We start from the raw sequence: 23,001 nt of genomic DNA on the forward strand, positions 1-23,001 counted from the left end.
CCCCCACCCCACGGTCCCGGTCGTCCCGGAAGGCCTCGACCTGAGCGGCGCGCCCGGCAGCCGAGCCCCCCACCTGTGGGTGCGGCGCGGGGACGAACGGATCTCCACGCTGGACCTCTACGAGCGGTCCCTGGTGCTGCTCAGCGACGCCGCCCGGCCGAGCGGCTGGCACGAGGCCGCCTGCCGCCTCGCCCAGGAACTGTCGCTGCCGCTGAGGTCGTACCGGGTGGGCGACGGCCCCGATGCCGACCTGACACCGGAGGGCGACGCCGACTGGGCGGAGCGCCACGGCACGCCCCGCGGGGGCGCCGTGCTCGTACGGCCCGACGGGTTCGTCGCCTGGCGGTCGCCGGGCCCGGATCCGGACGCCGAGTCCACGCTGCGCCGCGTCCTGCAGACCGGTCTGGGGCTGGGCTGAGCCGGTGTCCTTCACCCGAGTGAACGCCCCGAGTGGTGCCGCGGCGGCCGTCGGCTGACGGTTGATCACGTCCCGGTCGGGTCGGACGAGCTGACGAGGTGTCGGTTGCCCGGCCGTGACGGAAAGGCCATCAGATGCGCACTGCCCGGATGATCCTGGCCACCGCGGCGGCCTCGGCCGCCCTCGCCCTCGGCGCCCCGGGAGCCCACGCGGCCGACGTGGACACGGACCACGCCTCCTCCGTCAGCAAGGAGGAGGGCTCCTGGTCCGGCGAGGAGGACCTCGGCGAGAAGGACCTCGGCAAGAAGGAGCACGGCAAGAAGGAGCACGACGGACCGCACGGCGGGATGCACACCGGCGGCGGCGCCCTGACCGAGGGCGGCGCCGCCGCCGAGCAAGGCTCGGGCTCCTGGGAGGGCGGCAAGGAGGAGTCCGGCGGCTGGAGCGGTGAGCACGAGAAGCCCAGCGGCGGCATGCACACCGGTGGCGGCGCCCTCGTCGGCCCCTCGGTGACCGCGGCCGGACTCGGCGTCCTCGCCGTCGCCGGCGCGGGCCTCTACGCCCTGCGCCGCCGGACCGCCACCGGCGCGGTCTGACCATGCCGGCCGCGATAGCGAAGCCCCGGCCGCCGCCCGTGCACCCGTGCGGCGGCCCGGCCCGCTTCCCGCGCCCGTCCGCCCCGCTGCCGCGCCCGAATGAGGTGTTCCACCGATGGCAGTCCCCCCTTCACCGTCCTCCCCTTCACCGTCCACCCCTCCCGCTTCCTCCCGTCCGTCGCCCTCCGGCCCTTCCGCTTCCTCCGCGTCCTCATCGGAGAAGGGCTCCCGTACCGGCGTGATGATGCTCTGCGCCACCGCCGCCGTCTTCCTCGCGATCAGCCTGTGCGGCGGCAACGGCCCGTCGTCCGACGGACGCCCCCCGCACGCCCCGCAGGCCGCCTCCGGTCAGGCCACCCGTGCCGCCGCCCCGCCGGCCCCGTCCTCGTCGAGCGCCCGTGACGCGGAGCCGTCGGGCAGGCATCTGCGCCGATCGAGACCGGTACGCCTGCTCATCCCGAAGATCTCCGTGAACGCCCCCTTCACCGACCTCGCCATCGGCCGCAGCGGCCGGCTGGACCCGCCCCCGGCGGACGACGTCAACCTGGTCGGCTGGCACGCCAAGGGCGCCTCTCCCGGCGAGGCGGGCACCGCGATCATCGCCGGGCACGTCGACACCAAGACGTCCGCCGCCGTCTTCGCCGGGCTCAGCGCACTGACCGAGGGCGACGTCTTCCAGGTCCTGCGGGCCGACGGCAGCAAGCCGTCCTTCCGGGTGGACAGCGTGGAGACCTTCGAGAAGGCCGACTTCCCCGACGAACGCGTGTACGGCGACACCCCGGAGGCGCAGGTGCGGCTCATCACCTGCGCGGGGGAGTACGACCGCCGGGTCAAGGACTACACGGACAACCTGGTCGTCTTCGCGCATCTCCTGTGACGCAGGCCCGCCAGTCACCCACGTAGTTCATCCCCGGTCGCGCGCTCACGGGGACGGGCACACGATCGAGGAACGCTGACGTCGCATCACGCGGCCGACGTTCCCTTCCCCCTCCGCGAAGGAGATGTGCGCAGGATGACCACCACGTCCGAACGTGTTGCAGGTTCGCGGGCGCGACAGGCGTCGCAACGTGTCTCCCAGTCCGTGTTCGACGGCTCCCGGCTCCGGGTCGTCCTGCTGGTCGACGTCTACGACGGCGCCCAGCAGCAGTTCCTGGAGGCCTACGAGCAGCTCTGCAACCAGGTCGCGTCCGTCCCCGGGCACGTGAGCGACCAGCTGTGCCAGTCCATCGAGAACCCCTCCCAGTGGCTCATCACCAGCGAGTGGGAGAGCGCGCCGCCGTTCCTCGCCTGGGTGAACAGCGAGGAACACGTGCGGATGGTGGAGCCGCTGCACAGCTGCGTCCGCGACACCAGGTCGCTGCGCTTCCACGTGGTCCGCGAGACCGGCGGGCCCGCGGCGGACGCGCAGGCGAACCGCCGCCGGCTGCAGACCTCGCCCCGGATCGGCGACGGCGTGATCCGGCACGCGCTCACCTTCACCGTCAAGCCCGGCAGCGAGGACATCGTCGCCAAGATCCTCGCCGACTACGCCTCGCCCGAGCCGCAGGTCGACGACACCACCCGGCTGTGCCGCACCTCGCTGTTCATGCACGGCAACCGTGTGGTGCGGGCCATCGAGGTGCGGGGCGACCTGCTGTCGGCGCTGCGCCACGTCTCCCGGCAGCCCGAGGTGCGGGCCGTGGAGGAGGCCATCAACCCCTATCTGGAGCAGGACCGGGACCTCGACGACCCCGAGTCCGCCCGGGTCTTCTTCACCCGGGCCGCGCTGCCGGCCGTCCACCATGTGACGGCGGACCGGCAGGACCCCCAGGCCGAGCGGTACGCCCTGTACTACCCGGCCCGGAAGGACCGCGGCATGAAGCTGGCCGAACTGCTCGCCCGGCAGGACGAGGCGGCGGCAGACGACCCGCGCAACCCGGTGCTGCGCAGCACGATCTTCCAGCGCGACGACGTCGTCGTACGGCTGATCGACGTGCGCGGCGGACTCGACGGCGCCGACCCCGGCCAGGCCCTCGGCCTGTCCGACCCCGCGCAGGCCGCCGAGCTGACGACGCTCGCGGAAGGCGTCGCCGACGCGGCCCCGGCCGGCGCGAAGGACGCCCTGCTCGCGCGGTTCATCGAGCGCGCGCGCATGGACCTCGTCACCGACCGTCGGTCGCCCGACGCCTGATCCGTCATCACGTGGGCCGGGGCGGCGACCCGCCCCCCCCACCTCGGTGCAGTACACCATCGGAGGAACGTCGTGATCACATCCCGTCCCAGAGTCGTGGATCTCAGCGAGGTCGAGCCCAACACCCGCCGCGGCGGCGACCTGCGCGCCATGCTCACCCCGGCCACCGTCGGCTCCACCAGTGGATTCATGGGCCTGGCCATCATCAAGCCCGGCGACCGCATCGGCGAGCACTACCACCCGTACTCCGAGGAGTTCGTGTACGTCGTGTGCGGCCGGCTGGAAGTCGACCTCGACGGCGAGGCCCAGGCGCTGCAGCCCGAGCAGGGACTGCTGATCCCGCTCGGCATGCGCCACCGCTTCCGCAACGTCGGCAAGGTGGAGGCCCGGATGGTCTTCCACCTCGGCCCGCTGGCCCCTAGCCCGCCGCTCGGCCACGTCGACACCGAGGGGACCGACGCCGAGGCCGTGGTGATCGGCGCCGAGGCCGCCGGCCGACGTCAGGTCCGGTCATGACGAGACGGGTGGCGGTCACCGGCATAGGCATCGTCGCCCCCGGCGGCATAGGCGTCCCCGCGTTCTGGAACCTCCTCGTCGAGGGCCGCACGGCGACGCGGGGCATCACGTTCTTCGACCCGGCCGGTCTGCGGTCGCGGATCGCCGCCGAGTGCGACTTCGATCCGGCGGCGCACGGACTGGACGCCGGGGACGTCGAACGCTGCGACCGCTACATCCAGTTCGCGATGGTCGCCGGAGACGAGGCGGTCCGGGACGCGGGTCTCGACCTCGCGGCGGAGAACCCCTGGCGGGTGGGCGTCTCCCTGGGCACCGCGGTCGGCGGGACCACCCGGCTGGAGAACGACTACGTGCTGGTCAGCCATCACGGACAGCGCTGGGACGTCGACCACCGCCAGGCCGCCCCGCAGCTGCACCGCGCGTTCACCCCCAGCACCCTCGCCTCGACGGTGGCCGAGCGGTTCGGCGCGCGGGGGCCGGTGCAGACCGTCTCCACGGGCTGCACCTCCGGCCTCGACGCGGTCGGGTACGCCTTCCACACGGTGGAGGAGGGCCGGGCGGACATCTGCATCGCCGGCGCCTCGGACTCGCCGATCTCCCCGATCACCATGGCCTGCTTCGACGCGATCAAGGCCACCTCCTGCCGCAACGACGACCCCGCCCACGCCTCGCGTCCCTTCGACGCCGACCGCGACGGGTTCGTCATGGGGGAGGGCGGCGCGGTGCTCGTCCTGGAGGAGCTGGAGCACGCGAGGGCCCGCGGCGCGCACGTGTACTGCGAGCTCGGCGGGTACGCCACCTTCGGCAACGCCTACCACATGACCGGCCTGACCAGCGAGGGACTGGAGATGGCCCGGGCCATCGAGGACGCCCTCGACCACGCGCGGACCGACGCCACCGCGGTCGACTACGTCAACGCGCACGGCTCGGGCACCAAGCAGAACGACCGCCACGAGACCGCCGCGGTGAAGCGGGTCCTGGGCCGGCACGCCTACGACACCCCCATGAGTTCCATCAAGTCGATGGTGGGCCACTCCCTGGGCGCCATCGGAGCGATCGAACTCGTCGCCTGCGTCCTGGCGCTGGCCCACCAGGTGGTACCGCCGACCGCGAACTACGAGACGCCCGACCCCGAGTGCGACCTGGACTACGTCCCGCGCGTGGCCCGTGAGCGCAAGCTCTCCAGCGTGCTCTCGGTGGGCAGCGGGTTCGGCGGATTCCAGTCCGCGGTGGTCATGAACCGGCCGAGGGAGAAGACACGATGAGCGAACCCCTTCCACGGCGCGCGGCCGTCACGGGAATCGGCGTGGTCGCGCCCAACGGAACCAGCACCGAGACCTTCTGGAAGTCCTCGAAGGAGGGCATCAGCGTCCTGGAGCAGGTCACCCGCGAGGGCTGTGAGCACCTCCCGCTGCGGGTGGCCGGCCAGGTCCGCGACTTCGACCCGTCGGCGGCGATCGAGGAGCGCTACCTCGTCCAGACCGACCGGTTCACGCACTTCGCGATGGCCGCCGCGGACCTCGCGCTGGACGACGCCGGCCTCGGCCGGCCGGAGACCGACGCCGCGCCGTACTCCGTCGGCGTGGTCACCGCGGCCGGCTCCGGCGGCGGCGAGTTCGGCCAGCGCGAGCTCCAGCAGCTGTGGAGCAAGGGCAGCCGTTTCGTCGGCCCGTACCAGTCCATCGCCTGGTTCTACGCCGCCAGCACCGGCCAGATCTCCATCCGCCGCGGGTTCAAGGGCCCCTGCTCGGTCGTCGCGGCCGACGAGGCCGGCGGCCTCGACGCCCTCGCCCACGCGGCGCGGGCCGTGCGGCGCGGCACCGACGTGATCGTGGCCGGGGCGACCGAGGCGCCGATCGCGCCGTACTCGATGGTCTGCCAGCTCGGCTACGAGGAACTCAGCACGGTCGGCGACCCGACCCGTGCCTACCGCCCGTTCACGTCGGCGGCCTGCGGGTTCGTGCCGGCCGAGGGCGGCGCCATGGTCGTGGTGGAGGCGGCGGAGTCGGCCCGGGCGCGCGGCGCACGGGTGCGGGCCTTCCTCGCCGGGCACGCGGCCACCTTCACCGGCGCCTCCCGCTGGGAGGAGTCGCGGCAGGGCCTCGCCGAGGCGATCCGTGGAGCGCTGGAGGAGGCGGACTGCGCTCCGGAGGAGATCGACGTGGTCTTCGCCGACGCGCTCGGCGTCCCGGCGGCGGACCGCGCCGAGGCCCTGGCCATCGTCGACGCGCTCGGCCCGCGCGGCGCCCGGGTGCCCGTCACCGCGCCCAAGACCGGTATCGGCCGCGGCTACTGCGCGGCGCCGCTGATGGACACCGCGGCGGCGGTGCTCGCCATGGAGCACGGTCTCATCCCGCCCACCCCCAACGTCTTCGACATCTGCCATGACCTCGACCTCGTGACCGGCCGCGCCCGCACCGCAGAGGTGCGCACGGCCCTGGTCCTGAGCCGGGGGCTCATGGGCTCCAACTCGGCGCTGGTGCTGCGGCACGGCGTCGCCGACGCCTCGTAGCGGGGCGTCGCGCAGCAGGGAAGCAGCAGAGGAGAGGAACCCCATGACCGACCGCATCACCGTGGAAGAGCTGGCCGAACTCATGAAGAAGTCCGCCGGCGTCACCGTCGCGCCGGACGAGCTCCGGCAGCAGGACACCGCCTTCGCCACCCTGGGCGTGGACTCGCTCGGGCTGCTGGGCATCGTGGGCGAGCTGGAGAACCGGTACGGCACGCCGATGCCCCCGGACGCCGAGCGCTCCAAGACGCCCCGGCAGTTCCTCGACCTCGTCAACAGCGCACTCATGACAGGAGCGTGAGATGTCCGGACACACGCAGAACGAGATCACCATCGCGGCGCCCCTGGAACTGGTCTGGGAGATCACCAACGACCTGGAGAACTGGCCTCGGCTGTTCAGCGAGTACGCCTCGGTCGAGATCCTGTCCCGTGAGGGCCGCAAGACCACCTTCCGGCTCACCATGCACCCGGACGAGAACGGCACCGTGTGGAGCTGGGTCTCGGAACGGGAGCCGGACCGGGACACCCGCACGGTCAAGGCCCGCCGGGTCGAGACGGGACCCTTCGACCACATGGACATCCACTGGCGGTACGAAGAGGTGCCGGCGGGCACGCGGATGGTCTGGACGCAGGACTTCGCGATGAAACCGCAGGCGCCGGTCGACGACGAGTGGATGACCGACAACATCAACCGGAACTCCAAGGTCCAGATGGCCCTGATCCGGGACCGCATCGAGAAGGCGGCCGCGGAGCGCGGCGCCACGCCCGGTCTGACCGACTGACCCGTACGGAGGACGGCCCCCATGCACCAAGCACTGATCGTCGCCCGGATGGCCCCGGGATCGGCGCCCGACATCGCCAAGGTGTTCGAGGAGTCCGACCGCGGAGAGCTTCCCCAGCTCGTCGGCGTCGTCCGGCGCAGCCTCTTCCAGTTCGGCGACGTCTACATGCATCTCATCGAGTCCGAGCGCGACCCCGGGCCCGCCATCGCCAGGATCACCGGGCATCCGGAGTTCCGGGACGTCAGCGAGCGGCTGTCCTCGTACGTCAGCGCGTACGACCCCGAGACCTGGCGGTCCCCCAAGGACGCCATGGCGCAGCGCTTCTACCTCTGGGAGCGCGAGCCGGCCGGCTGAGCCGCGCCGGACCACACCGGTCGCCGGGCCCGCGACGCTGCGGGCCCGGCGACCGGTGGTCCGGGGGCACGGGTGCGGCCGGCGTGCCGGGTGTCGCGCGGGCGCGGCCGGATCAGCCCGGGACGTGGCAGTCGAACGCGTGCAGGTAGGGGTTGACCGGGCTGATGTCGTCGATGACCAGTCCGGCGGCGGTCAGCCGGGAGACCATGCTCTCGGTGGTGTGCTTCGCCCCGCCGACGTTGAGCAGCAGCATCAGGTCCATCGCGGTGCTGAACCGCATCGACGGCGTGTCGTCGACGAGGTTCTCGATGACCACGACCCGGGTGCCCGGTCCGCCCGCCTCGCGGACGTTGCGCAGCGTGCGGGCGGTGCTCTCGTCGTCCCACTCGAGGATGTTCTTGATGACGTAGACGTCGGCCTCGACCGGGACGGCCTCGCGCACGTCGCCGGGCACGATCCGGGCCCGGTCGGCGAGGTCGCCGCCCGCGAGCAGCCGCGGCACCGCGTTCTCCACCACCCTGGGCAGGTCGAGCAGGGCGCCCCGCATCGCCGGGTACTTGTCGAGGAGGCTCGCCACCACGTGCCCCTGGCCGCCGCCGAGGTCGGCGACCGACGCACACCCCGACAGATCCAGGAACGCCGCGACGTCGCGCGCCGACTGCACGCTGGACGTGGTCATCGCGCGGTTGAAGACGTCGGCGGACTCCGGGGCGTCCTCGTTGAGATAGGCGAAGAACTCCTTCCCGTACAGGCCCTCCACCACGTTGTGCCCGGTGCGCACCGCCTCGTCCAGCAGCGGCCAGGCGTCCCAGGTCCACGGTTCGGTGCACCACAGGGTGATGGCGCGCAGGCTGTTCGGGTCGTCCTCGCGCAGCAGCCGTGAGACGTCGGTGTGCGCGAACGTGCCGTCCGGCCGCTCGGCGAAGACGCCGTAGCAGGACAGGGCCCGCAGCAGCCGCCGCAGCTGCCGGGGTTCGGCCTTCACGGCGGCCGCGAGGTCCTCCACGGGCAGCGGGCTGTCGCCGAGGGCGTCGGCGACGCCCAGCCGGGCGGCCGCGCGCAGGGCGGCGGCGCACGCGGCCCCGAACGCGAGCTCCCGCATCCGCATGGAGGGCGGCGGGACGGGGGGCGGGTCCTGCTCGGGCGGGTCCGACAGCTTGGGTGACTGAACGGTCGTCATGTGCCGCCTTCCTTCGTTCTCGGATGCCAGGGGTTCGTGGTGCTCGAGGTGCTTCACGTGCTTGACGTGCCTGGGGTGCTTCGGGGCCGTGCGGCGCTGTCGGATCAGCGACGGGTGCGGTCGGCCGGGCGGCACAGGCCGGCGGGCTTCGACGCCGTGCAGGCGTTGCCCTCGAAGGTGTTGCCCTTGCCTGCGGTGTCCGCGTTGACCAGGTCCGCCGGGGCGTTGCCCTCGAGCGTGTTGTCGCTGATCCGGTTCCGCTCGCTGGGGGTGCCGACGAAGCTCTTGAACAGCACGATGCCGCCGGACAGCGGGGACGCGCCGACGTTGTCCCTGATGACGTTGCGGGTGATCAGACTGTCCTCGGCGCCGGTCAGGACGATGCCGGAGCCCTGCAGTGCGTCCAGCCGGGCGGTCTTCGGACACGACTTGTTGTTGCGCTCGATGCGGTTCTCCGTCACCGTCACCAGGCCGGCCCGCGGCTTGTTCTCGTCGCCGACGACGAACACCGCCGCGCAGTTGCCGGTGAGGCGGTTGGCGGCGAGGGTGAGGTTGCGCAGCCGGCGGACGGTGACGCCGATCCGGTTGCCCTCGAGCCGGTTGCGCGCGACGACCGTTCCCTCGGTGTCGACGGCGCCCATCTCCTCCTTGACGGAGTTGGCGAGAAACAGGCCCGCGTCGCCGTTGTCCCGTGCGGTGTTGCCCCGGAACACGCCGTGCACGGAGCCCTCCTGGGCGATGCCCCACACGCCGTTCTTCTCGGCGGTGACGTTGCGCACCGTCAGGTTGTCGGCGGCCATGGCGTAGACGCCGGACCGGGTGAAGCCCGTGACGGTCAGGTTCGCGACGGTGACGTCCTCGACGTGCTGTTCCTTCGTGCCGAGGACGCAGACGCCGTTGCCGCTCTCGGCGCAGCCCTCGGCGGCCTTGACGACCGGTTCGGCCGCGGTCTCGGCGCCGGGTTTCGGCGCGGGCTTCGCGGCGGGTTTCGTCGCGGGCTCGGCAGCCGGCTTCGCGGCGGGCTTGGCGGCGGGCTTGGCGGCGCCCGTGCCGGTGGCCGTGCCCCCTGTGCCGGCCGCGGTCGTGCCGGAGGCGGCAGCCGGCCGGATGACCGTGCCGCGGCCCATGCCGCGCAGGGTCAGCCCGGGCGTCTTCACGGTGACGCTCTCGCGGTAGGTGCCGAAGGCCACCAGAACGGTGTCGCCCGGTGCCGCGGCGTCCACCGCCTGCTGGATCGATTGTCCCGGATGCACCAGATGCACCTGGTGCGCCGAATGCCCGGCGGCGGGGGAGGCGGCGCCGAGCCCCGTTCCGAGAAGGGTCGCTGTGCACGCCAGGTACGCGATATGGCATTTCTTCATATTGCGCACGCTATGACCCGATGCCGGGTCAACCGGCGGGATGGGCCATCCAAGGGCGTGTCCGGCGTGTCCCCGTCACCGTGTCGCGGGCGCGCCGCCCGGGCGGCGTCCTCAGCGCCCCTCGCCCCGGCCCCGCCGACGGCCCCCGGGCGAGCGGCGCGCGAGCCGCCGCGGACGCATGGCCGCGGGCGCCTCCTGCACCGGGCTCGCCCTGCCGGGATCGTCCTGCCAGGCCTCGTAGTCGGTGAAGGCGTCGCCGGAGTCCGGGCCGCCGAAGGGGCCTGCGCCGCCCGCGCCCCGGGCCGTCGGGACGTCCTTGATCATGGCCAGCGCCAGGGTGTCGGAGTCGGGCATCGCGTCCGGCGGGCGGTGGGCGACGGTTTCGGGCAGCATCACCAGGCACGTGGTGCCGGACTTCTCGGCGGACGGCCGCAACTGGACGCGGATGCCGTGGCGTTCGGCGAGCCGGCCGACCACGAACAGTCCCATGTGCTGCGCGATGCCGACGTCGACGGTCGGCGGGTTGGCCAGCTTGTGGTTGATCACCGCGAAGTCGTCCGCCTCGAGGCCGATGCCCTCGTCGTGGATCTCGACCATGATCCGGCCGTCGGGAAGCCGGGACCCGGTCACCCGCACCGGCGAGTGCGGGGAGGAGAACGCCGTGGCGTTCTCCAGCAGTTCGGCCAGCAGGTGCACGAGGTCGGTCACGGCCGGACCCTGCACCTGGGCCTCCGGCAGGCCGGCCAACCGGATGCGCTCGTACTGCTCCACCTCCGAGGAGGCCGCGCGGATGACGTCGACCAGTGGCAGCGGACGGTCCCACTGCTGGGCGGGTCTCTCCCCGCCGAGCACCAGGAGGTTCTCGCCGTTGCGGCGCACCCGGGTGGCGAGGTGGTCCAGTTTGAAGAGGTTCTCCAGCTGCTCCGGGTCCGTCTCGTTGTCCTCCAGACTGGTGATCATGGCGAGTTGACGCTCGATCAGGGACTGGCTGCGGCGCGACAGGTTGGTGAAGATCGCGTTGATGTTGCCGCGCAGCAGCGCCTGCTCGGCCGCGAGCCGGACGGCTTCGCGGTGGACGTGGTCGAAGGCCCGGGCGACCTCGCCGATCTCGTCGGTGGTGTCGATCGCGATGAGGGTGACCCGGGTGTCCACCTTGCCGGGGTCGGCCTGTGACAGCTGGTCGATCAGGGCCGGCAGCCGCTGTCCGGCGATCTCGATGGCGGACGCGCTCAGCCGGCGCATGCCGGTCACCATCGTGCGGGCCACCCAGGTGGCGAGGAGGAAGGCGACGAGCACCGAGGCGAGCACGAGTGCGGCGTTGGTGATCGCGTCCCCGCGCGCCTGGTCGGCGATGTCCTGGGCGCTGGCGAGCGCCGTGTCGGTGAGATGCACCTGGACGCTGCGGTAGGCGTCGAAGCCCAGGGTGGACGAGGCGAAGAAGGACTCCGCGGTGATGCCCTGCCCGGCGAGTTCCGCGGCGGGCTTCCCGGTGGCGATCTCGGCGATCATCTCCTCCATGGCGGGGGGAGCCGTGTAGGTCTTCCCCGCCGCCTCGGCCTGCGCGGCGGCCGCCGCGGCCTGCTGCTTGCCCCGGGCCCCGGCGTCGGTCAGCGCCTGCTGCAGCCGCGCGATGTCCTCGGTGGTGGCGGCGCCCGTGTACTCCTGCAGACCCACCTGCTCGAGGTAGGCGTACGAGCGGAAGGAGGCGAGCTGGGTCTCCAGTTCGCCCGGGGCGAGGGCGTCGCGGTCCTCCACCAGCAGGTGCGTGCCGATCGACCGGATCAGGGACTCGGCGGCCTGGGTCAGGGACACGGAGTAGAGAGTCCGGCCGAAGCTGGCCTGGTTGTCGCTGCCGAACCCGAGTTCGTTGGAGATCTCCATCAGGGGGTGCTGGACGGTGTGGTAGCTCTCCTCCGTCTGCACCCCGGACATCCGCGAGGTGAACGCGTTGGCCCGTACGGCGGTGAACTGCTTCTCGCCCTCGCGCACCAGCTGCACACGCCGCAGGAGGCCGCTGGTCTGCGGCATCCGGGCGACCGCCGCGTCGAACGCCTTCGCGTCCGCGTCGGTGATCTTCCGGGCCCGGACGACGGCGGCCGACTCCTTCTTCTCCGCGACGAGCGGGATGACCGCCACGTCCCGTTCGTTGATCGCGTCGCTCGCGTACCTGTTGGCGGCCTGGACGAGTTCGGCCACACGGACCGCGTCGTCGGCGTCCTGCCAGGTGTCCACCGAACGTTTCACCCGGATGCCCCCGAAGACGAGGGCGACGAGCACCGGGATGAGGAGAACGGCGCGGAGTCGTCTGCCCACGGGCCAGTTGCGGGTGAGGGATCTCCGTCCCTCGGCTGCGGGTGAGTTGTTCGGCACGTCGTCCTCGTCGCCTGTGGAACGCCTCGCGCGTGACGCGCCGGTACCCCTCACTACGGCGCGTCGGCAGCACTGCGTTCAGAAGTGGTGCAACTTTCACCAAAGTAGTGCCGTGGGCGTTCCGTTCGCCACCGGGGACGGGATGACTTTGCACACGACCGCGACCGTGGCGTGCGGGCGGCGCACAGCTCACGCGCGGCCGTGGGACTCCTGGGAGCGGCGCGAGAGGGCGTCGATGACCACCGCGGCGAACAGCACGCCGCCGGTGATGATGAACTGGACGGCCGGGGGAGTGTCCGTGATCGCCATGCCGGACGCGATCGACTGGATCACCAGCATGCCCAGTACCGCCGACCAGGTGGTGCCGCGTCCGCCGAACAGGCTGGTGCCGCCGATGACGGCCGCCGCGATGGCGTTCACCAGCAGGACGCCGGACCCCGAGCTCTGGCTCACCGAGGTGATGCGCGAGGCCAGGAACAGGCCGCCGACCGCGGCCATCGTGCCCGAGACCGCGAGCACCGCCGTCTGCACCCAGGTCACGCTGAGACTGGCCCGGCGGGACGCCTCGACGCTCCCGCCGAGCGCGTACACCTGCCGTCCGTAGTGCGTGCGGCGCAGCATGACGTCGAGGCCGGCCACCACCACGAGGAAGACCAGCAGGGCCAGCGGCAGCCCCTGGAACCGGTTCAGCAGGTAGGCGACGGTGAAGGCGACCGCCGCGAGCCCGGCGGTGCGCACCAGGGTGCCGCGCAGTGAGCGGTGCGGCATGCCGACGGCCCGGCGGCGGCGTCGGTCCCGGTCGCAGGCGAGGAAGTAGGCGCCCGCGGCGAGTGCCGCGAGGCCGTAGGCGACGGCGTCCTGAGTGAAGTAGTAGCTGGTCAGCTTGGCGATCAGGCCGTTCTCGTCCAGGTTGACGGTGCCGCTGTCGCCGAGGATGGCGAGCATGAGGCCGTTCCAGGTGAGCAGGCCGGCCAGAGTGACCACGAACGCCGGCACCCGGGTCCGGGCGATGGAGTAGCCCTGCACGGTCCCCGCGACCGTGCCCGCCAGGACCGCCACGATCAGCGCGAGCCATTCCGGTGCCCCGTGGTTCACGTTCAGCACGGCGAAGACGGCCGCGGCCAGGCCGCTGATCGAGCCGACGGAGAGGTCGAGTTCGCCGAGCAGCAGCACGAACACGATGCCGACGGCGATCAGCCCCGTGCCCACGATGTCCACGCTGAGGTTGGACAGGTTGCGCGGCGAGAGGAAGTTCTCGTTGAGGGACTGGAAGGTGATCCAGACGACGGCCAGGACGAGGACGACGGGGAGCGAACCCAGTTCGCCGGCGCTCAGCTTGCGCCGGAACACCGTCACTCCGCTCTCCATCGCGCGGGCGACTGCCCGCATGCTCTTCACCACCCCGCCTCCCGGCCGGCCGGACGGCGCGGCACGTTCTCCGTTGCGCCGGTGATGGACGAGACGATCTGTTCCTGCGACGCGGTGTTCACGTCGAAGAAGCCGTTGTTGCGCCCCAGGCGCAGCACGACGGCACGGTCGGCGAGCGCCTTCACGTCGCCCATGTTGTGACTGATGAGCAGCACGCCCAGCCCGCGGTCGCGCAACCGGTCCACCAGGTCGAGGACCTCGGTGCTCTGCTCGAAGCCGAGGGACGCGGTCGGCTCGTCCAGGAGCAGGATCCTCGGGTCGCCCAGGAGCGAGCGGGCGATGGCCACCGTCTGCCGCTGACCGCCGGAGAGCGAGACGACGGGGCCGCGCAGATCGGGCATGCCCCGGGTCAGGCGATCCAGCAGCTGTCGGGTACGGCGTTCCATCTCCACCTCGTCGAGGAACCCGAACCGGCGGATCTCCCGGCCGAGGAACAGGTTCCCGACGACGTCGAGGTTCCCGCACAGCGCGAGGTCCTGGTAGACGGTGGCGATGCCGAGGTCGCGGGCGTCGTGCGGACGCCGGATGTGCACCGGCGCGCCCCGCCACTCGATGACGCCCTTCTCCGCGGGGGCCACTCCGGAGATCACCTTGACCAGGGTGGACTTGCCGGCCCCGTTGTCGCCGAGCAGGGCGACGACCTGGCCGGAGTGGATCTCCAGTTCGATGTCGTCGAGGACCTTGACGACGCCGAAGCGCTTGCACACCCCGCGCAGCGCCAGCAAGGGGGGATCCGGCACGCAAACCACCTTCTTCCCGGGAGCGGGGGACGCGGCGTCAGGTGAGTCCGGCCCTGTCGCAGGCGGCCCGGAGTTGAGGCGTGCAGATCTGCTGGACGGTGTGCAGGCCGTCCTTGACGACCGTGTCACCGATGTTGTCGACGGTCACGGACACCGGCGTGAGCAGCACGGACGCGACGGCCTCCCCGTCGCGCGTCGGCACCTCGCCGGTGGCGACGGGTTCGAGGCTCTCCCCGCGAGCCGCCGCCACGGCCATGGAGCCGCCGGCCGCCGCCTCGGGCCCGAACGGCTTGAAGACGGTCATGTACTGGTCGCCGCCGACGATGCGGCGCAGCGCGGGAAGTTCGGCGTCCTGCCCGGTGACCGGCGGCAGCGGGGTGACCTTGTTCGCCTTGAGGGCGGAGATGCTGCCGCCGGCGAGACCGTCGTTGGCCGCGTAGACCCCGTCGATCGCGTCGGGGCCGAGCGCCGCGAGCGCCCCGGACATGTTCATGTGCGCGGTCTCCGGCCGCCACTGCGGGGTGTCGTACGCCTTGCCGATCTTCACCTTTCCGGCGAGCACGGACAGCGCGCCCCGCTGGAACGCCCTGGCGTTGGGGTCGCTCGGGTCTCCGTTCATCATGACGATCTGGGCGCCGGGCACCTTGTCGCCCATCGCTCGCAGCAGGGCCCTGCCCTGGAGCCTGCCGACCTCCACCCCGTCGAAGGAGACGTAGCCCGAGATGGGGCCCTCGGCGAGCCGGTCGTAGGCGATGACGGGGATGCCGGCCTCGTGGGCCTTGGTGACCGCGGGTCCGAGCGAGCGCGCGTCCACGGCCACCAGCACGATGGCGTCCACGCCCTTGGTGATCATCGAATCCATCTGTTCCTGCTGGAGTGCCACATCGCCCTTGGCGTTGGCGTGTTCGACCTCGCAGTCGTCGCACAGTCGGGCGATCCGCTTCTCCAGCAGCGGCCTGTCCTGGCCCTCCCAGCGGGGCGTGGTGGCGTCCGGCAGCAGCAGGCCGATGCGCGGCCCGCTCCCGCCGTCGCGGGGCTCGCTGTCGGCGTCGGCCCCGCAGGCGGCCAGGACCGCCGCCGCGCAGAGCACGGTCAGGGCCATCACCGTGTCCCGAATGCAGGCCTTCATATGCGATACCTGCCGTAGACGACAATAGGGTGGATATGTTCGGCTGATCCTTATATGCGATTCTGGTGGGTGGGTGCCCCGATCTCAACCTGTCGGGACCTGCGGCAGGACGGGAGGTACGTTGCGGACATGCCTCGACCGGGCCCTGACCTTCGCCGGAGCGACGCTGGCGGCGGTCTACGCGCCCGGCGCCGCCGAGGGAGAACTCCGGCTGGTGGACACGTCCGGAGGAACGCCTTCCGGACAGCGACCGCCGGAGCGCCTGCCGCTGTCCGGTGACTCGCCCGCGGTCCTCGCCTTCCGCACCGACCGCCCCCTCTGGCTGCCCGCCGACACCCCTCCCGGCCCGCTCGGGGCGCTCCCCCTGGACGCGGACGGCCGACGTCTGGGCTGCCTCCTCGTCCTCGGCTCCTCGGCGGACGGCTTCGAGAACGAACAGCGCCGGTTCCTGGAGCGGTACGCCGACGCCGTCGCCGTCCTGCTCGAACCGGCCGCCGAACCGCCGCGAACGGCGTCCCTGCTGGCGCCCGCCCTGCACAGCCTGCGCGTCGGCTCCTTCGTCCTCTTCCCCGACACCGGCCTGATCGAGGCCGACGAGACCCTGCTCGAGCTGGTCGGCATCACCCCCGACGACTTCGACGGCAAGGCCGACACCCTGCTCGCCCACGCCCTGCCGGAGGACATGCACGCCCTGATGACGGTCCTGGAGCCCGCGGACCTGGAGTCCGGCCGGCGCGACCTGGAGTTCCGGGTCCGCGGCCCGAAGGGCGAGATGCGCTGGCTGAGCCTGAGCTGCCGGACCGCGCCGGCCGCCGAAGGCCGGCCGGACGGCGTGCTCGGCGTCGTGACGGCCACCCCGGTGCTGCGCCGCGGAGCCGACGACGTCTCCCGCATCCAGTGGCTGACCGCCGCCCTCGACGACGCCGCCACGGTGCGCGACGTCGGCCGCGTGGTCGTCGCCGCCCTGCGGGAGCCGCTGGCCGCCGACCGCGTCGCCCTCGCCGCGCTGCAGGACGACCGGCTCATGGTCACCGTCCTCGACCCGCCCCAGCCCACGGCCTGGCCCGAGGCCTGGCGCGCGGAGTGGCGCACCGAATGGCCCGACGCCCCGCTGCGCGCCCTGCCCACCCTGCGGGACGCGCTGCTCGACGGCCGGATGGACCTGTGGCCCACCGACACCGACCTCGAACCCGGACTGTCCGGCATCGGCCCCGGCGGACTGGCCGTCCTGCCGCTGCCGGCCAAGGGCCGCGTCGCCGGCGTGTGCCTGGTCGGCTGGGACCGGCCGCACGAGTTCGTCCCCGAGGAGCGGTCGCTGCTCACCGCGACCGCCGCCCTCGTCGGCCAGGCCCTCAAACGGGCCCACGCGCACGACGCCGAGCAGGAACTCGCCACGATGCTCCAGCGCAGCCTGCTGCCCCGGCGCCTGCCCGAACTCCCCGGCGGAACCGCCGTCGCCCGCTATCTGCCGGCCCGGCGCGGCCTCCAGGTGGGCGGCGACTGGTACGACGTCATCGCCCTCTCCCAGGACCGGGTGGCGCTGGTCATCGGAGACGTGCAGGGACACAGCGCCGGAGCCGCCACGATCATGGGCCAGATGCGGACGGCGGTCCGGGCCTACGCCATGGAGGGCCACCCGCCCGACGTGGTCGTCTCCCACGCCAACCGGCTCCTCGTCGGCATGGAGACCGACCTGTTCGCCACCTGCTGCTACGCAGAACTGGACATGGAGGAGGGCAACACCCTGTTCGTGCGGGCCGGCCATCTGGCGCCCCTGCTGCGCCGGCCCGACGGCGAGACCGAGGAGGTCGAGGTCGCGGGCGGCCCTCCACTGGGCATCCTCGCCGAGGCGGACTTCCCCATGACGGCCGTCGAACTGACCCCCGGCACGGTCCTCGCCCTGGTCACCGACGGCCTGGTCGAGGCCGCCGACCTCCCGCTCGACGAGGGCATGCGGCGCACCCGCACCGCCCTCGCCGCGGCCGACCCCGCGGACCTCGGCCGCACGGCCGACCTGCTCCTCGGCGACGCCGGCCGCCGCGAGGACGACGTGGCGCTGCTGCTCCTGCGCTACGACGGCATGAAGACCCGCCCCATCCGGGCCGGCTGGATGGTGTGGCGACTGCCCGACGCCGTGATGCACGCCCGCCGATTCACCGCGCGCACCCTGCGCCGCTGGCAGGTCCAGGAGGCCGCCGACGCCGTGCTGCTGGTCGTCTCCGAGCTCGTCACCAACGCCCTCGTGCACACGCAGGGGCCGGTCCGTCTCGACCTGATCCTGCGCGGCGACCGCGTGCGCGTCTGCGTGAGCGACTCCTCGCCGCGCGCCCCCGCCAAACCCGTGATCGTCGACTGGGAGTCCACCGGCGGTCGCGGCCTGCTGCTGGTCGAGGCGATGTCCGACACGTTCGGCTCGGTCCCGGTGGCCGGCGGCAAACAAGTGTGGAGCGAGATCGTCGTACCGGAGGCAGTGCCGTGAGCACCCGACGCAGATACGCCGCCGCGGTGGTCGGCGCGGCCCTTCTGACCCTGCCCCTGGCCGCCTGCGACGGCGGAGGGCAAAGCGGCTCCGGCGAGGGCTTCACCGTCGGCCTGCTGCTCCCCAGCAGGGCCGTGCCGCGCTGGGAGCACTCGGACCGACCGCTCATCGAGGCGCAGGTGAAGAAGCTGTGCCCGGGCTGCACGGTGGAATACGCCAACGCCGAGAACGACGTGACCAGACAGCGGCAGCAGATGGTGTCCATGGTCACCAAGGGCGCGAAGGTCCTGATCCTCGACGCCGCCGACACCCGGGCGCTGCGCTCCTCCATCCAGGAGGCGCGCCAGGCCGGCGTCCCCGTCGTCGCCTACGACCGCCTCGCCGAGGGCCCTGTCATCGGCTACGTCGGCTTCGACGGACACGAGGTCGGCCGGCTCCAGGGCCAGGCGCTCCTCGACGCCCTGGGCAAGCGGGCCGAGGACGCCGACGTCGTCATGGTCAACGGCGACCCCACCAGCCCCAACGCGGCCCTGTACCGCAAGGGCGCGCTGTCCGTCCTCAACGGCCGGGTGACGATCGCCAGGTCCTACAACACGCTGGACTGGAGCGCGCAGAACGCGCACGCCAACATGTCGGCCGCCGTCGCGGCCCTCGGCCCGGACGGGATCGACGGCGTGCTCGCCGCCAACGACGCCATCGCCTCGGGCGTGATCTCCTCGCTCAAGAGCGCCGGCGTCACCGACCTCCCGCCCGTCACCGGTCAGGACGCCGACCTAGACGCCGTGCGGCGGATCGTCAAGGGCGAGCAGTACATGACGGTGTACAAGCCGTTCAAGGACGAGGCGTCCGCGGTCGCCGCCATGGCCGTCGCCGTCGGACGGGGCGACGATCCCCGCGACAGGGCCACCACGACCGTGGACAGCCCCACCACCGAGGACATCCCGTCGGTCCTGCTCACCCCGACCTCCGTGACGGCCGAGGACATCGAGCCGGTCCTCGTCGAGAGCGGCGTCTACACCGCCGCCCAGATCTGCACCCCGCGACTGCGCGCGGCCTGCGACCGGGTCGGACTCACCCCGTGAGCCCGGTCGGACGTCAGTGCTGGTACGGCTGCTGCTGCGGCTGCCCGTACGCCTGACCGCCGACGTGACCGGCGGCCTGCGCCTGCAGCTGCTCGGCCTGCTCCTTGGCCACCTTCTGCTCCGCGCCGCAGAAGGTGCACTGGGTCGCGTACTTCGAGGAGATCGGGAACAACGGCACGAAGAACAGGGTGAACTTCGTGACCCGCTTCCTGAGGGTGTGCGCGGCGGGGTTGCCGCAGCGGCCGCACACCAGCGTCAGTATCGCCAGCTGGTAGAGGTATCCCTTGGTGCCGAAGATGATCACGTCGTGCTTCCTTCTGGGGTGGGTGTCCGTCCGGACGGGTGACCGTCCGGGTGTCCTTCGGGACGGCTGTAGCACAGCACAGTCTGCTGCATCGCGGGATCACCCGGGTGAGCGGCAGGAGGGTCGATGCCCTGGGCCACGCGGGCGATCTCCCGGCCGCGACGGCGGTGGAGGCCGCCGGGACGCCGCCATGGTCGTCTGGCCGCCGCACAACGGCGGTTCAGGCTTCCTCCGAGAAGAGGTCCCATGCCCCGACTTCCTCGTTCGGCGGGCATCACCGCCGCCGCACTCGCCCTCGGGCTGCTCGCCACGGCTCCCGCCGCCGGCGACGAGCCGACGGTGTCCGCGCCGCGCGTCGTCGCCCACTTCGACCTCGCCAAGGGCGAGTCTCCGGAGAACGTCGCGCTCGAACCCGACGGCTCGGCCGACCTGACGTTCTCGACGGCACGGCAGGTCGTCAACGTCACCCGCGAGGGCCGAAAGCGGCTCCTCGCGACGCTGCCCGCGGTGCCGAACGCCTCCACGCCCGTCGTCGGCAGGGCCGTCGTCCTCGGCATCGCCCGCGCCCAGAACGGCGCCCTGTACGTCACCTACGCCACCGGCACCCGCGCGACCGGCATCTGGCGTGTCCCCGCCGGCGGCGGCAAGCCCCGCCAGATCGCCCAGCTGCCGGCGACGGGGTTCCCCAACGGTCTCGCCCTCGACGAGCGCCGAGGCGTGTTCTACGTCGCCGACTCGGTGCTGGGCACCGTCTGGCGCGTCCCGCGCGCGGGCGGCAAGCCCACCGCATGGGCCCAGGGAGCCGCGCTCGAGCCGCGTAACGCGCCGCCCGCGGCCCGCGTCGGGGTCAACGGCCTGCGCCTGCACCGCGACGCCGTGTGGGTGTCCAACACCAACGCCGGAACGCTGCTGCGCATCCCGGTCGGGGAGGACGGCTCGGCCTGCGCGATCCAGACCCGTGCGACGGGCCTCTACGCGATCGACGACTTCGGGTTCGTCGACCGGCGCCGCGACACGGCGCTCGCCGCGCTGATCGGCGGCAGCGAGGTCGCCCTGGTCCACCCGGACGGCGCCCACGAGGTCGTCCTCGACCGCCAGGCCGGACTGTCCAACCCCACTGCCGTGGTCGTACGCGGCAGGACCGCCTACGTCACCAGCGCGGCGTACTTCACCCAGAAGGACCCCAACCTCCTCCTGGCCCAGGTGCACCAGCGCGCCCGGCGCTAGGCCGCGTCAGGCCGCCGGGTGCACCAGGCCGTACTCGTAGGCGAAGGCGACCGCCTGGACGCGGGCGCGGGCGCCGATCTTGGCGAGGATGTGGCTGACGTGCGACTTGACGGTGGTCGGGGCGATGGACAGCCGCGCGGCGATCTCCGCGTTGGACCAGCCGCAGGCGACCGCGACGAGCACGTCGCGTTCGCGCTCGGTGAGGGCGTCCGGTCCGGGCGCGCCGTCGCGGGGGAGCGCGGCGCGCTCGTGGCGGACGGTGTCGATGAGCGCACGGGTCAGTTCGGGCGTGATGACGGCGTCCCCCGCCGCCACCGCACGGACGGCCGCGGTCAGTTCGTCGGGGGTGGCGTCCTTGAGCAGGAAGCCGCCGGCGCCCGCGCGCAGTGCGGCGTACGCGTAGCCGGCGTCGCTGGTGGAGGTGAGGACCAGCACCCGCGGCGGGGGGCCGGGCGGCCGGGCCGTCTCGCCGACCACGGCGAGGGGGGCGGGGCGGGCGATGCGGCGGATGGTCTCGATGTCGTCCGCGAGCGGACGGCGGCCGTCCATCAGGACGACGTCGGGACGGAGCGCGGCGCTCATGCGCACCGCTTCCGCGCCGCTCGCCGTGTCGCCCACGACGGTGAGGTCGGGTACCCCGGCCAGCAGCATGCGCAGGCCGACGCGTTGGAGGGACTGATCGTCGACGATGAGTACGGAGGCCATGGCTGTCGTTCTCCATGCGGTGGGGGTGAACGCCTCTTCGGAACGAAACTGTTTCGTTCACTTGTGGGTCAGAATAGCTCTCCGGGCCATCGAAACGGCATCGTTTCCTTGTGGTGTGCGTCACAGCTGATCGTGCAAGGCGGGAGGGCCGGCGCCTTCCGGCGGCCGGCCCTCCCGTGTCCTGCCCGACGACCGGTCAGGCCCAGCAGCCGTTCACGGTCGCGGCGAGACCGTCCATCGCGTCCTTGATGTCGTTCGGGTTGGCGGTGGAGCCGTTCTCGACGAAGGAGAACACCTTCCACTTGCCGTCCTTGCCCTGGGTGAGGCCGCTCAGCGCGATGGCCCCGGTGAGGGTGCCGGTCTTCGCGTGCACCTTGCCGACCGCGCACTTGGAGTTCACGTCGTCGAAGCGGCCCCACTCCGGTCCGAGGGTGCTGCCGGCCTCGCCGGAGACGGGCAGCCCGTCCAGGACCGAGCCGAGGACGCGGGCGTTCTGCGGCTTCGTCAGCAGCTCGAGGATGTCCGCGAGGGTGGCGGCCGGGATGCGGTCCGCCCGGGACAGGCCGCTGCCGTCGTACATCTCGAAGTGGTCGAGCGACACCCCGTACCGCTTGCTCAGCACCTGGCGCACGACCTGCGTGCCGTCCTCGAAGGTCGCCGGACGGCCCGCGCCCAGGGCGGTCATCCGCAGCAGGGTCTCGGCGATGTTGTTGTCGCTGGTCTTGAGCATCGTGTGGACGATGTCCGACAGCGGCGCCGACCGGTGCCGGGCGACCGGGAAGTCCGTCGCCTTCGCCGTGGCCCGGGCGACGGCGCCGTCCACGGTGACCCCGGCCGCCGTCAGCTGCCGCGCGAACGCCTGCCCGGCGTCCAGCGAGGTGTCCTGCACGCCGTGCCCGTCGACGACGAGCGCGCGCACCGGCGCCACGGAGTCGGGGTAGTAACCGGCGTTCCAGCCGTTCGCCAGGGTGGGTTCGGGGAAGAGGCTGTCGTCCACGGCGACCTTCACCGACGTCAGCCCGGCCGCCTTGAGGCCGGCCACCGCGCTGCTCGCCAGCTCGCCGAGGTCCGCGCCGGTGAGCGTGCGGTCGCCGCCCCCGACGAGAGTGAGGGTGCCGCCGCCGTAGACGACCTTGGTGGTGAACCGGTGGTCGGGGCCGAGCACGGTGAGCGCGGCGGTCGACGTCGCGAGCTTGACGTTGGACGCCGGCATCAGCGCCGTCGCCCCGTTGTGGTCCCAGAGGGAGACCCCCGAGTCGGCGTCGAGGACCACGCCGCTGACGTCGGAGCCGAGCCGCTGGTCCAGCACCCGGGTCGCGAGGTTGGCGGCCATCTGCTGGTCGTCCGTGCCGGGGCCCTTGGCCGGCGAGGTGTCCTTGGCCGTCGTGCCGACGCCCTTGTCCGCGGCGAACGCCGAAGGGCCGGCCAGGGCGGCGGACGTCACGGGCACGGCCAGCGCGAGCACGAGCGCCCGGGGCAGGCCTGCGCCGTTCTGCCGCGCCTTGCGGTGTCTGCGCCGACCGCCCGGCGTGAAGGAGGTGGTGGGGGAGTCCGGCATTATGTCGTCCATGGGGGTTTCTCAGGGCTTTCGTGGGGGGCCTGCGCAAGGGAATTCCGGCGCACCCTATCACCTGTCACATGTGACCCAGAG

22 protein-coding genes are annotated in these 23,001 nt (G+C 72.5%); 13 read left to right on the plus strand and 9 right to left on the minus strand.

Annotated elements, in window-relative coordinates; translation table 11 throughout:
* From ACN6LD_RS24450 to ACN6LD_RS24495, 10 genes are all read left to right on the plus strand, one after another.
* Positions 1–418, plus strand: a 418-nt coding sequence (locus tag ACN6LD_RS24450; RefSeq protein ID WP_445044276.1) for an aromatic-ring hydroxylase C-terminal domain-containing protein, incomplete at its 5' end; no start/stop codon positions are given.
* Positions 419–552: 134 nt separating this feature from the next.
* Complete coding sequence (locus ACN6LD_RS24455; protein ID WP_445044277.1) at positions 553–1,014, plus strand: hypothetical protein; 462 nt, start codon at positions 553–555, stop codon at positions 1,012–1,014.
* A gap of 244 nt (positions 1,015–1,258) precedes the next feature.
* Positions 1,259–1,891: a class F sortase gene (locus tag ACN6LD_RS24460; RefSeq protein ID WP_445044301.1), complete on the plus strand. Its 633-nt coding sequence runs from the start codon at positions 1,259–1,261 to the stop codon at positions 1,889–1,891.
* A gap of 135 nt (positions 1,892–2,026) precedes the next feature.
* Positions 2,027–3,184 carry a SchA/CurD-like domain-containing protein gene (locus ACN6LD_RS24465; protein ID WP_319197281.1) on the plus strand — a complete coding sequence of 386 codons (1,158 nt, stop codon included), beginning with the start codon at positions 2,027–2,029 and terminating at the stop codon, positions 3,182–3,184.
* A 72-nt stretch (positions 3,185–3,256) separates the two neighbouring features.
* Complete coding sequence (locus tag ACN6LD_RS24470) at positions 3,257–3,700, plus strand: cupin domain-containing protein (RefSeq protein WP_319197279.1); 444 nt, start codon at positions 3,257–3,259, stop codon at positions 3,698–3,700.
* Positions 3,697–4,965 carry a beta-ketoacyl-[acyl-carrier-protein] synthase family protein gene (locus ACN6LD_RS24475; RefSeq protein WP_445044278.1) on the plus strand — a complete coding sequence of 423 codons (1,269 nt, stop codon included), beginning with the start codon at positions 3,697–3,699 and terminating at the stop codon, positions 4,963–4,965. The genes ACN6LD_RS24470 and ACN6LD_RS24475 overlap by 4 nt, the downstream gene beginning before the upstream one ends.
* Complete coding sequence (locus ACN6LD_RS24480; RefSeq protein WP_319197275.1) at positions 4,962–6,212, plus strand: ketosynthase chain-length factor; 1,251 nt, start codon at positions 4,962–4,964, stop codon at positions 6,210–6,212. The genes ACN6LD_RS24475 and ACN6LD_RS24480 overlap by 4 nt, the downstream gene beginning before the upstream one ends.
* A 43-nt stretch (positions 6,213–6,255) precedes the next feature.
* Positions 6,256–6,510, plus strand: a complete 255-nt coding sequence (locus ACN6LD_RS24485; RefSeq protein ID WP_057580843.1) for an acyl carrier protein — start codon at positions 6,256–6,258, stop codon at positions 6,508–6,510.
* A gap of 1 nt (position 6,511) precedes the next feature.
* A complete protein-coding gene (locus ACN6LD_RS24490; protein ID WP_266719257.1) occupies positions 6,512–6,991 on the plus strand; it encodes an SRPBCC family protein in 480 nt (159 codons plus the stop codon).
* A gap of 21 nt (positions 6,992–7,012) precedes the next feature.
* Entirely contained in the window at positions 7,013–7,345 is a 333-nt protein-coding gene (locus tag ACN6LD_RS24495) for a TcmI family type II polyketide cyclase (RefSeq protein WP_319197272.1), read from the plus strand.
* 112 nt (positions 7,346–7,457) lie between these two features.
* Here the strand turns inward: ACN6LD_RS24495 and ACN6LD_RS24500 are convergent, their stop codons facing one another.
* The 6 genes from ACN6LD_RS24500 to ACN6LD_RS24525 all read right to left on the minus strand — a co-directional run bounded on the left by ACN6LD_RS24500 (position 7,458) and on the right by ACN6LD_RS24525 (position 15,553).
* Positions 7,458–8,525, minus strand: a complete 1,068-nt coding sequence (locus ACN6LD_RS24500; protein ID WP_445044279.1) for a methyltransferase — start codon at positions 8,523–8,525, stop codon at positions 7,458–7,460.
* A gap of 104 nt (positions 8,526–8,629) precedes the next feature.
* Entirely contained in the window at positions 8,630–9,886 is a 1,257-nt protein-coding gene (locus ACN6LD_RS24505; protein WP_445044280.1) for a right-handed parallel beta-helix repeat-containing protein, read from the minus strand.
* A 111-nt stretch (positions 9,887–9,997) separates the two neighbouring features.
* On the minus strand, positions 9,998–12,256 hold the full coding sequence (locus ACN6LD_RS24510) for a nitrate- and nitrite sensing domain-containing protein (RefSeq protein ID WP_445044281.1): 2,259 nt from the start codon (positions 12,254–12,256) through the stop codon (positions 9,998–10,000).
* Between the two features lie 189 nt (positions 12,257–12,445).
* Positions 12,446–13,645, minus strand: a complete 1,200-nt coding sequence (locus ACN6LD_RS24515) for a sugar ABC transporter permease (RefSeq protein ID WP_319195737.1) — start codon at positions 13,643–13,645, stop codon at positions 12,446–12,448.
* 5 nt (positions 13,646–13,650) lie between these two features.
* On the minus strand, positions 13,651–14,433 hold the full coding sequence (locus ACN6LD_RS24520) for an ATP-binding cassette domain-containing protein (RefSeq protein WP_415924978.1): 783 nt from the start codon (positions 14,431–14,433) through the stop codon (positions 13,651–13,653).
* A gap of 28 nt (positions 14,434–14,461) precedes the next feature.
* Entirely contained in the window at positions 14,462–15,553 is a 1,092-nt protein-coding gene (locus ACN6LD_RS24525) for a sugar ABC transporter substrate-binding protein (RefSeq protein WP_319195734.1), read from the minus strand.
* A 121-nt stretch (positions 15,554–15,674) separates the two neighbouring features.
* On the opposite strand from ACN6LD_RS24525, the gene ACN6LD_RS24530 reads away from it, so the two are divergent.
* Both ACN6LD_RS24530 and ACN6LD_RS24535 read left to right on the plus strand, forming a co-directional pair.
* The gene (locus ACN6LD_RS24530; protein ID WP_319195732.1) at positions 15,675–18,032 is read left to right on the plus strand and encodes a SpoIIE family protein phosphatase; all 2,358 of its coding nucleotides are present in this window, start codon (positions 15,675–15,677) and stop codon (positions 18,030–18,032) included.
* A complete protein-coding gene (locus tag ACN6LD_RS24535; RefSeq protein WP_319195730.1) occupies positions 18,029–19,114 on the plus strand; it encodes a sugar ABC transporter substrate-binding protein in 1,086 nt (361 codons plus the stop codon). Before ACN6LD_RS24530 ends, ACN6LD_RS24535 begins: the two co-directional genes overlap by 4 nt.
* A gap of 13 nt (positions 19,115–19,127) precedes the next feature.
* Here the strand turns inward: ACN6LD_RS24535 and ACN6LD_RS24540 are convergent, their stop codons facing one another.
* Positions 19,128–19,418: a zinc-ribbon domain-containing protein gene (locus tag ACN6LD_RS24540; RefSeq protein ID WP_057580857.1), complete on the minus strand. Its 291-nt coding sequence runs from the start codon at positions 19,416–19,418 to the stop codon at positions 19,128–19,130.
* 246 nt (positions 19,419–19,664) lie between these two features.
* Between ACN6LD_RS24540 and ACN6LD_RS24545 the strand changes: the two genes are divergently transcribed.
* Positions 19,665–20,645 (plus strand): SMP-30/gluconolactonase/LRE family protein, encoded by a 981-nt coding sequence (locus tag ACN6LD_RS24545; protein WP_319195728.1) that lies wholly within the window; start codon positions 19,665–19,667, stop codon positions 20,643–20,645.
* Positions 20,646–20,651: 6 nt separating this feature from the next.
* Here the strand turns inward: ACN6LD_RS24545 and ACN6LD_RS24550 are convergent, their stop codons facing one another.
* Positions 20,652–21,350: a LuxR C-terminal-related transcriptional regulator gene (locus ACN6LD_RS24550; RefSeq protein ID WP_445044282.1), complete on the minus strand. Its 699-nt coding sequence runs from the start codon at positions 21,348–21,350 to the stop codon at positions 20,652–20,654.
* 196 nt (positions 21,351–21,546) lie between these two features.
* Positions 21,547–22,920 (minus strand): D-alanyl-D-alanine carboxypeptidase/D-alanyl-D-alanine endopeptidase, encoded by a 1,374-nt coding sequence (gene dacB / locus ACN6LD_RS24555; RefSeq protein WP_445044283.1) that lies wholly within the window; start codon positions 22,918–22,920, stop codon positions 21,547–21,549.
* Positions 22,921–23,001 lie beyond the last annotated feature (81 nt).

It is taken from the genome of Streptomyces sp. SAS_272 (assembly GCF_052543235.1).

Excerpts from the sequence above, each read along its gene's own strand:
- ACN6LD_RS24455 (WP_445044277.1), top strand. The coding sequence starts at position 553 with ATGCGCACTGCCCGGATGATCCTGGCCACCGCGGCGGCCTCGGCCGCC.
- ACN6LD_RS24460 (WP_445044301.1), top strand. The coding sequence starts at position 1,259 with ATGCTCTGCGCCACCGCCGCCGTCTTCCTCGCGATCAGCCTGTGCGGC.
- ACN6LD_RS24465 (WP_319197281.1), top strand. The coding sequence starts at position 2,027 with ATGACCACCACGTCCGAACGTGTTGCAGGTTCGCGGGCGCGACAGGCG.
- ACN6LD_RS24475 (WP_445044278.1), top strand. The coding sequence starts at position 3,697 with ATGACGAGACGGGTGGCGGTCACCGGCATAGGCATCGTCGCCCCCGGC.
- ACN6LD_RS24480 (WP_319197275.1), top strand. The coding sequence starts at position 4,962 with ATGAGCGAACCCCTTCCACGGCGCGCGGCCGTCACGGGAATCGGCGTG.
- ACN6LD_RS24485 (WP_057580843.1), top strand. The coding sequence starts at position 6,256 with ATGACCGACCGCATCACCGTGGAAGAGCTGGCCGAACTCATGAAGAAG.
- ACN6LD_RS24490 (WP_266719257.1), top strand. The coding sequence starts at position 6,512 with ATGTCCGGACACACGCAGAACGAGATCACCATCGCGGCGCCCCTGGAA.
- ACN6LD_RS24495 (WP_319197272.1), top strand. The coding sequence starts at position 7,013 with ATGCACCAAGCACTGATCGTCGCCCGGATGGCCCCGGGATCGGCGCCC.
- ACN6LD_RS24500 (WP_445044279.1), bottom strand. The coding sequence starts at position 8,525 with ATGACGACCGTTCAGTCACCCAAGCTGTCGGACCCGCCCGAGCAGGAC.
- ACN6LD_RS24505 (WP_445044280.1), bottom strand. The coding sequence starts at position 9,886 with ATGAAGAAATGCCATATCGCGTACCTGGCGTGCACAGCGACCCTTCTC.
- ACN6LD_RS24515 (WP_319195737.1), bottom strand. The coding sequence starts at position 13,645 with ATGCGGGCAGTCGCCCGCGCGATGGAGAGCGGAGTGACGGTGTTCCGG.
- ACN6LD_RS24525 (WP_319195734.1), bottom strand. The coding sequence starts at position 15,553 with ATGAAGGCCTGCATTCGGGACACGGTGATGGCCCTGACCGTGCTCTGC.
- ACN6LD_RS24545 (WP_319195728.1), top strand. The coding sequence starts at position 19,665 with ATGCCCCGACTTCCTCGTTCGGCGGGCATCACCGCCGCCGCACTCGCC.
- ACN6LD_RS24550 (WP_445044282.1), bottom strand. The coding sequence starts at position 21,350 with ATGGCCTCCGTACTCATCGTCGACGATCAGTCCCTCCAACGCGTCGGC.
- dacB (WP_445044283.1), bottom strand. The coding sequence starts at position 22,920 with ATGGACGACATAATGCCGGACTCCCCCACCACCTCCTTCACGCCGGGC.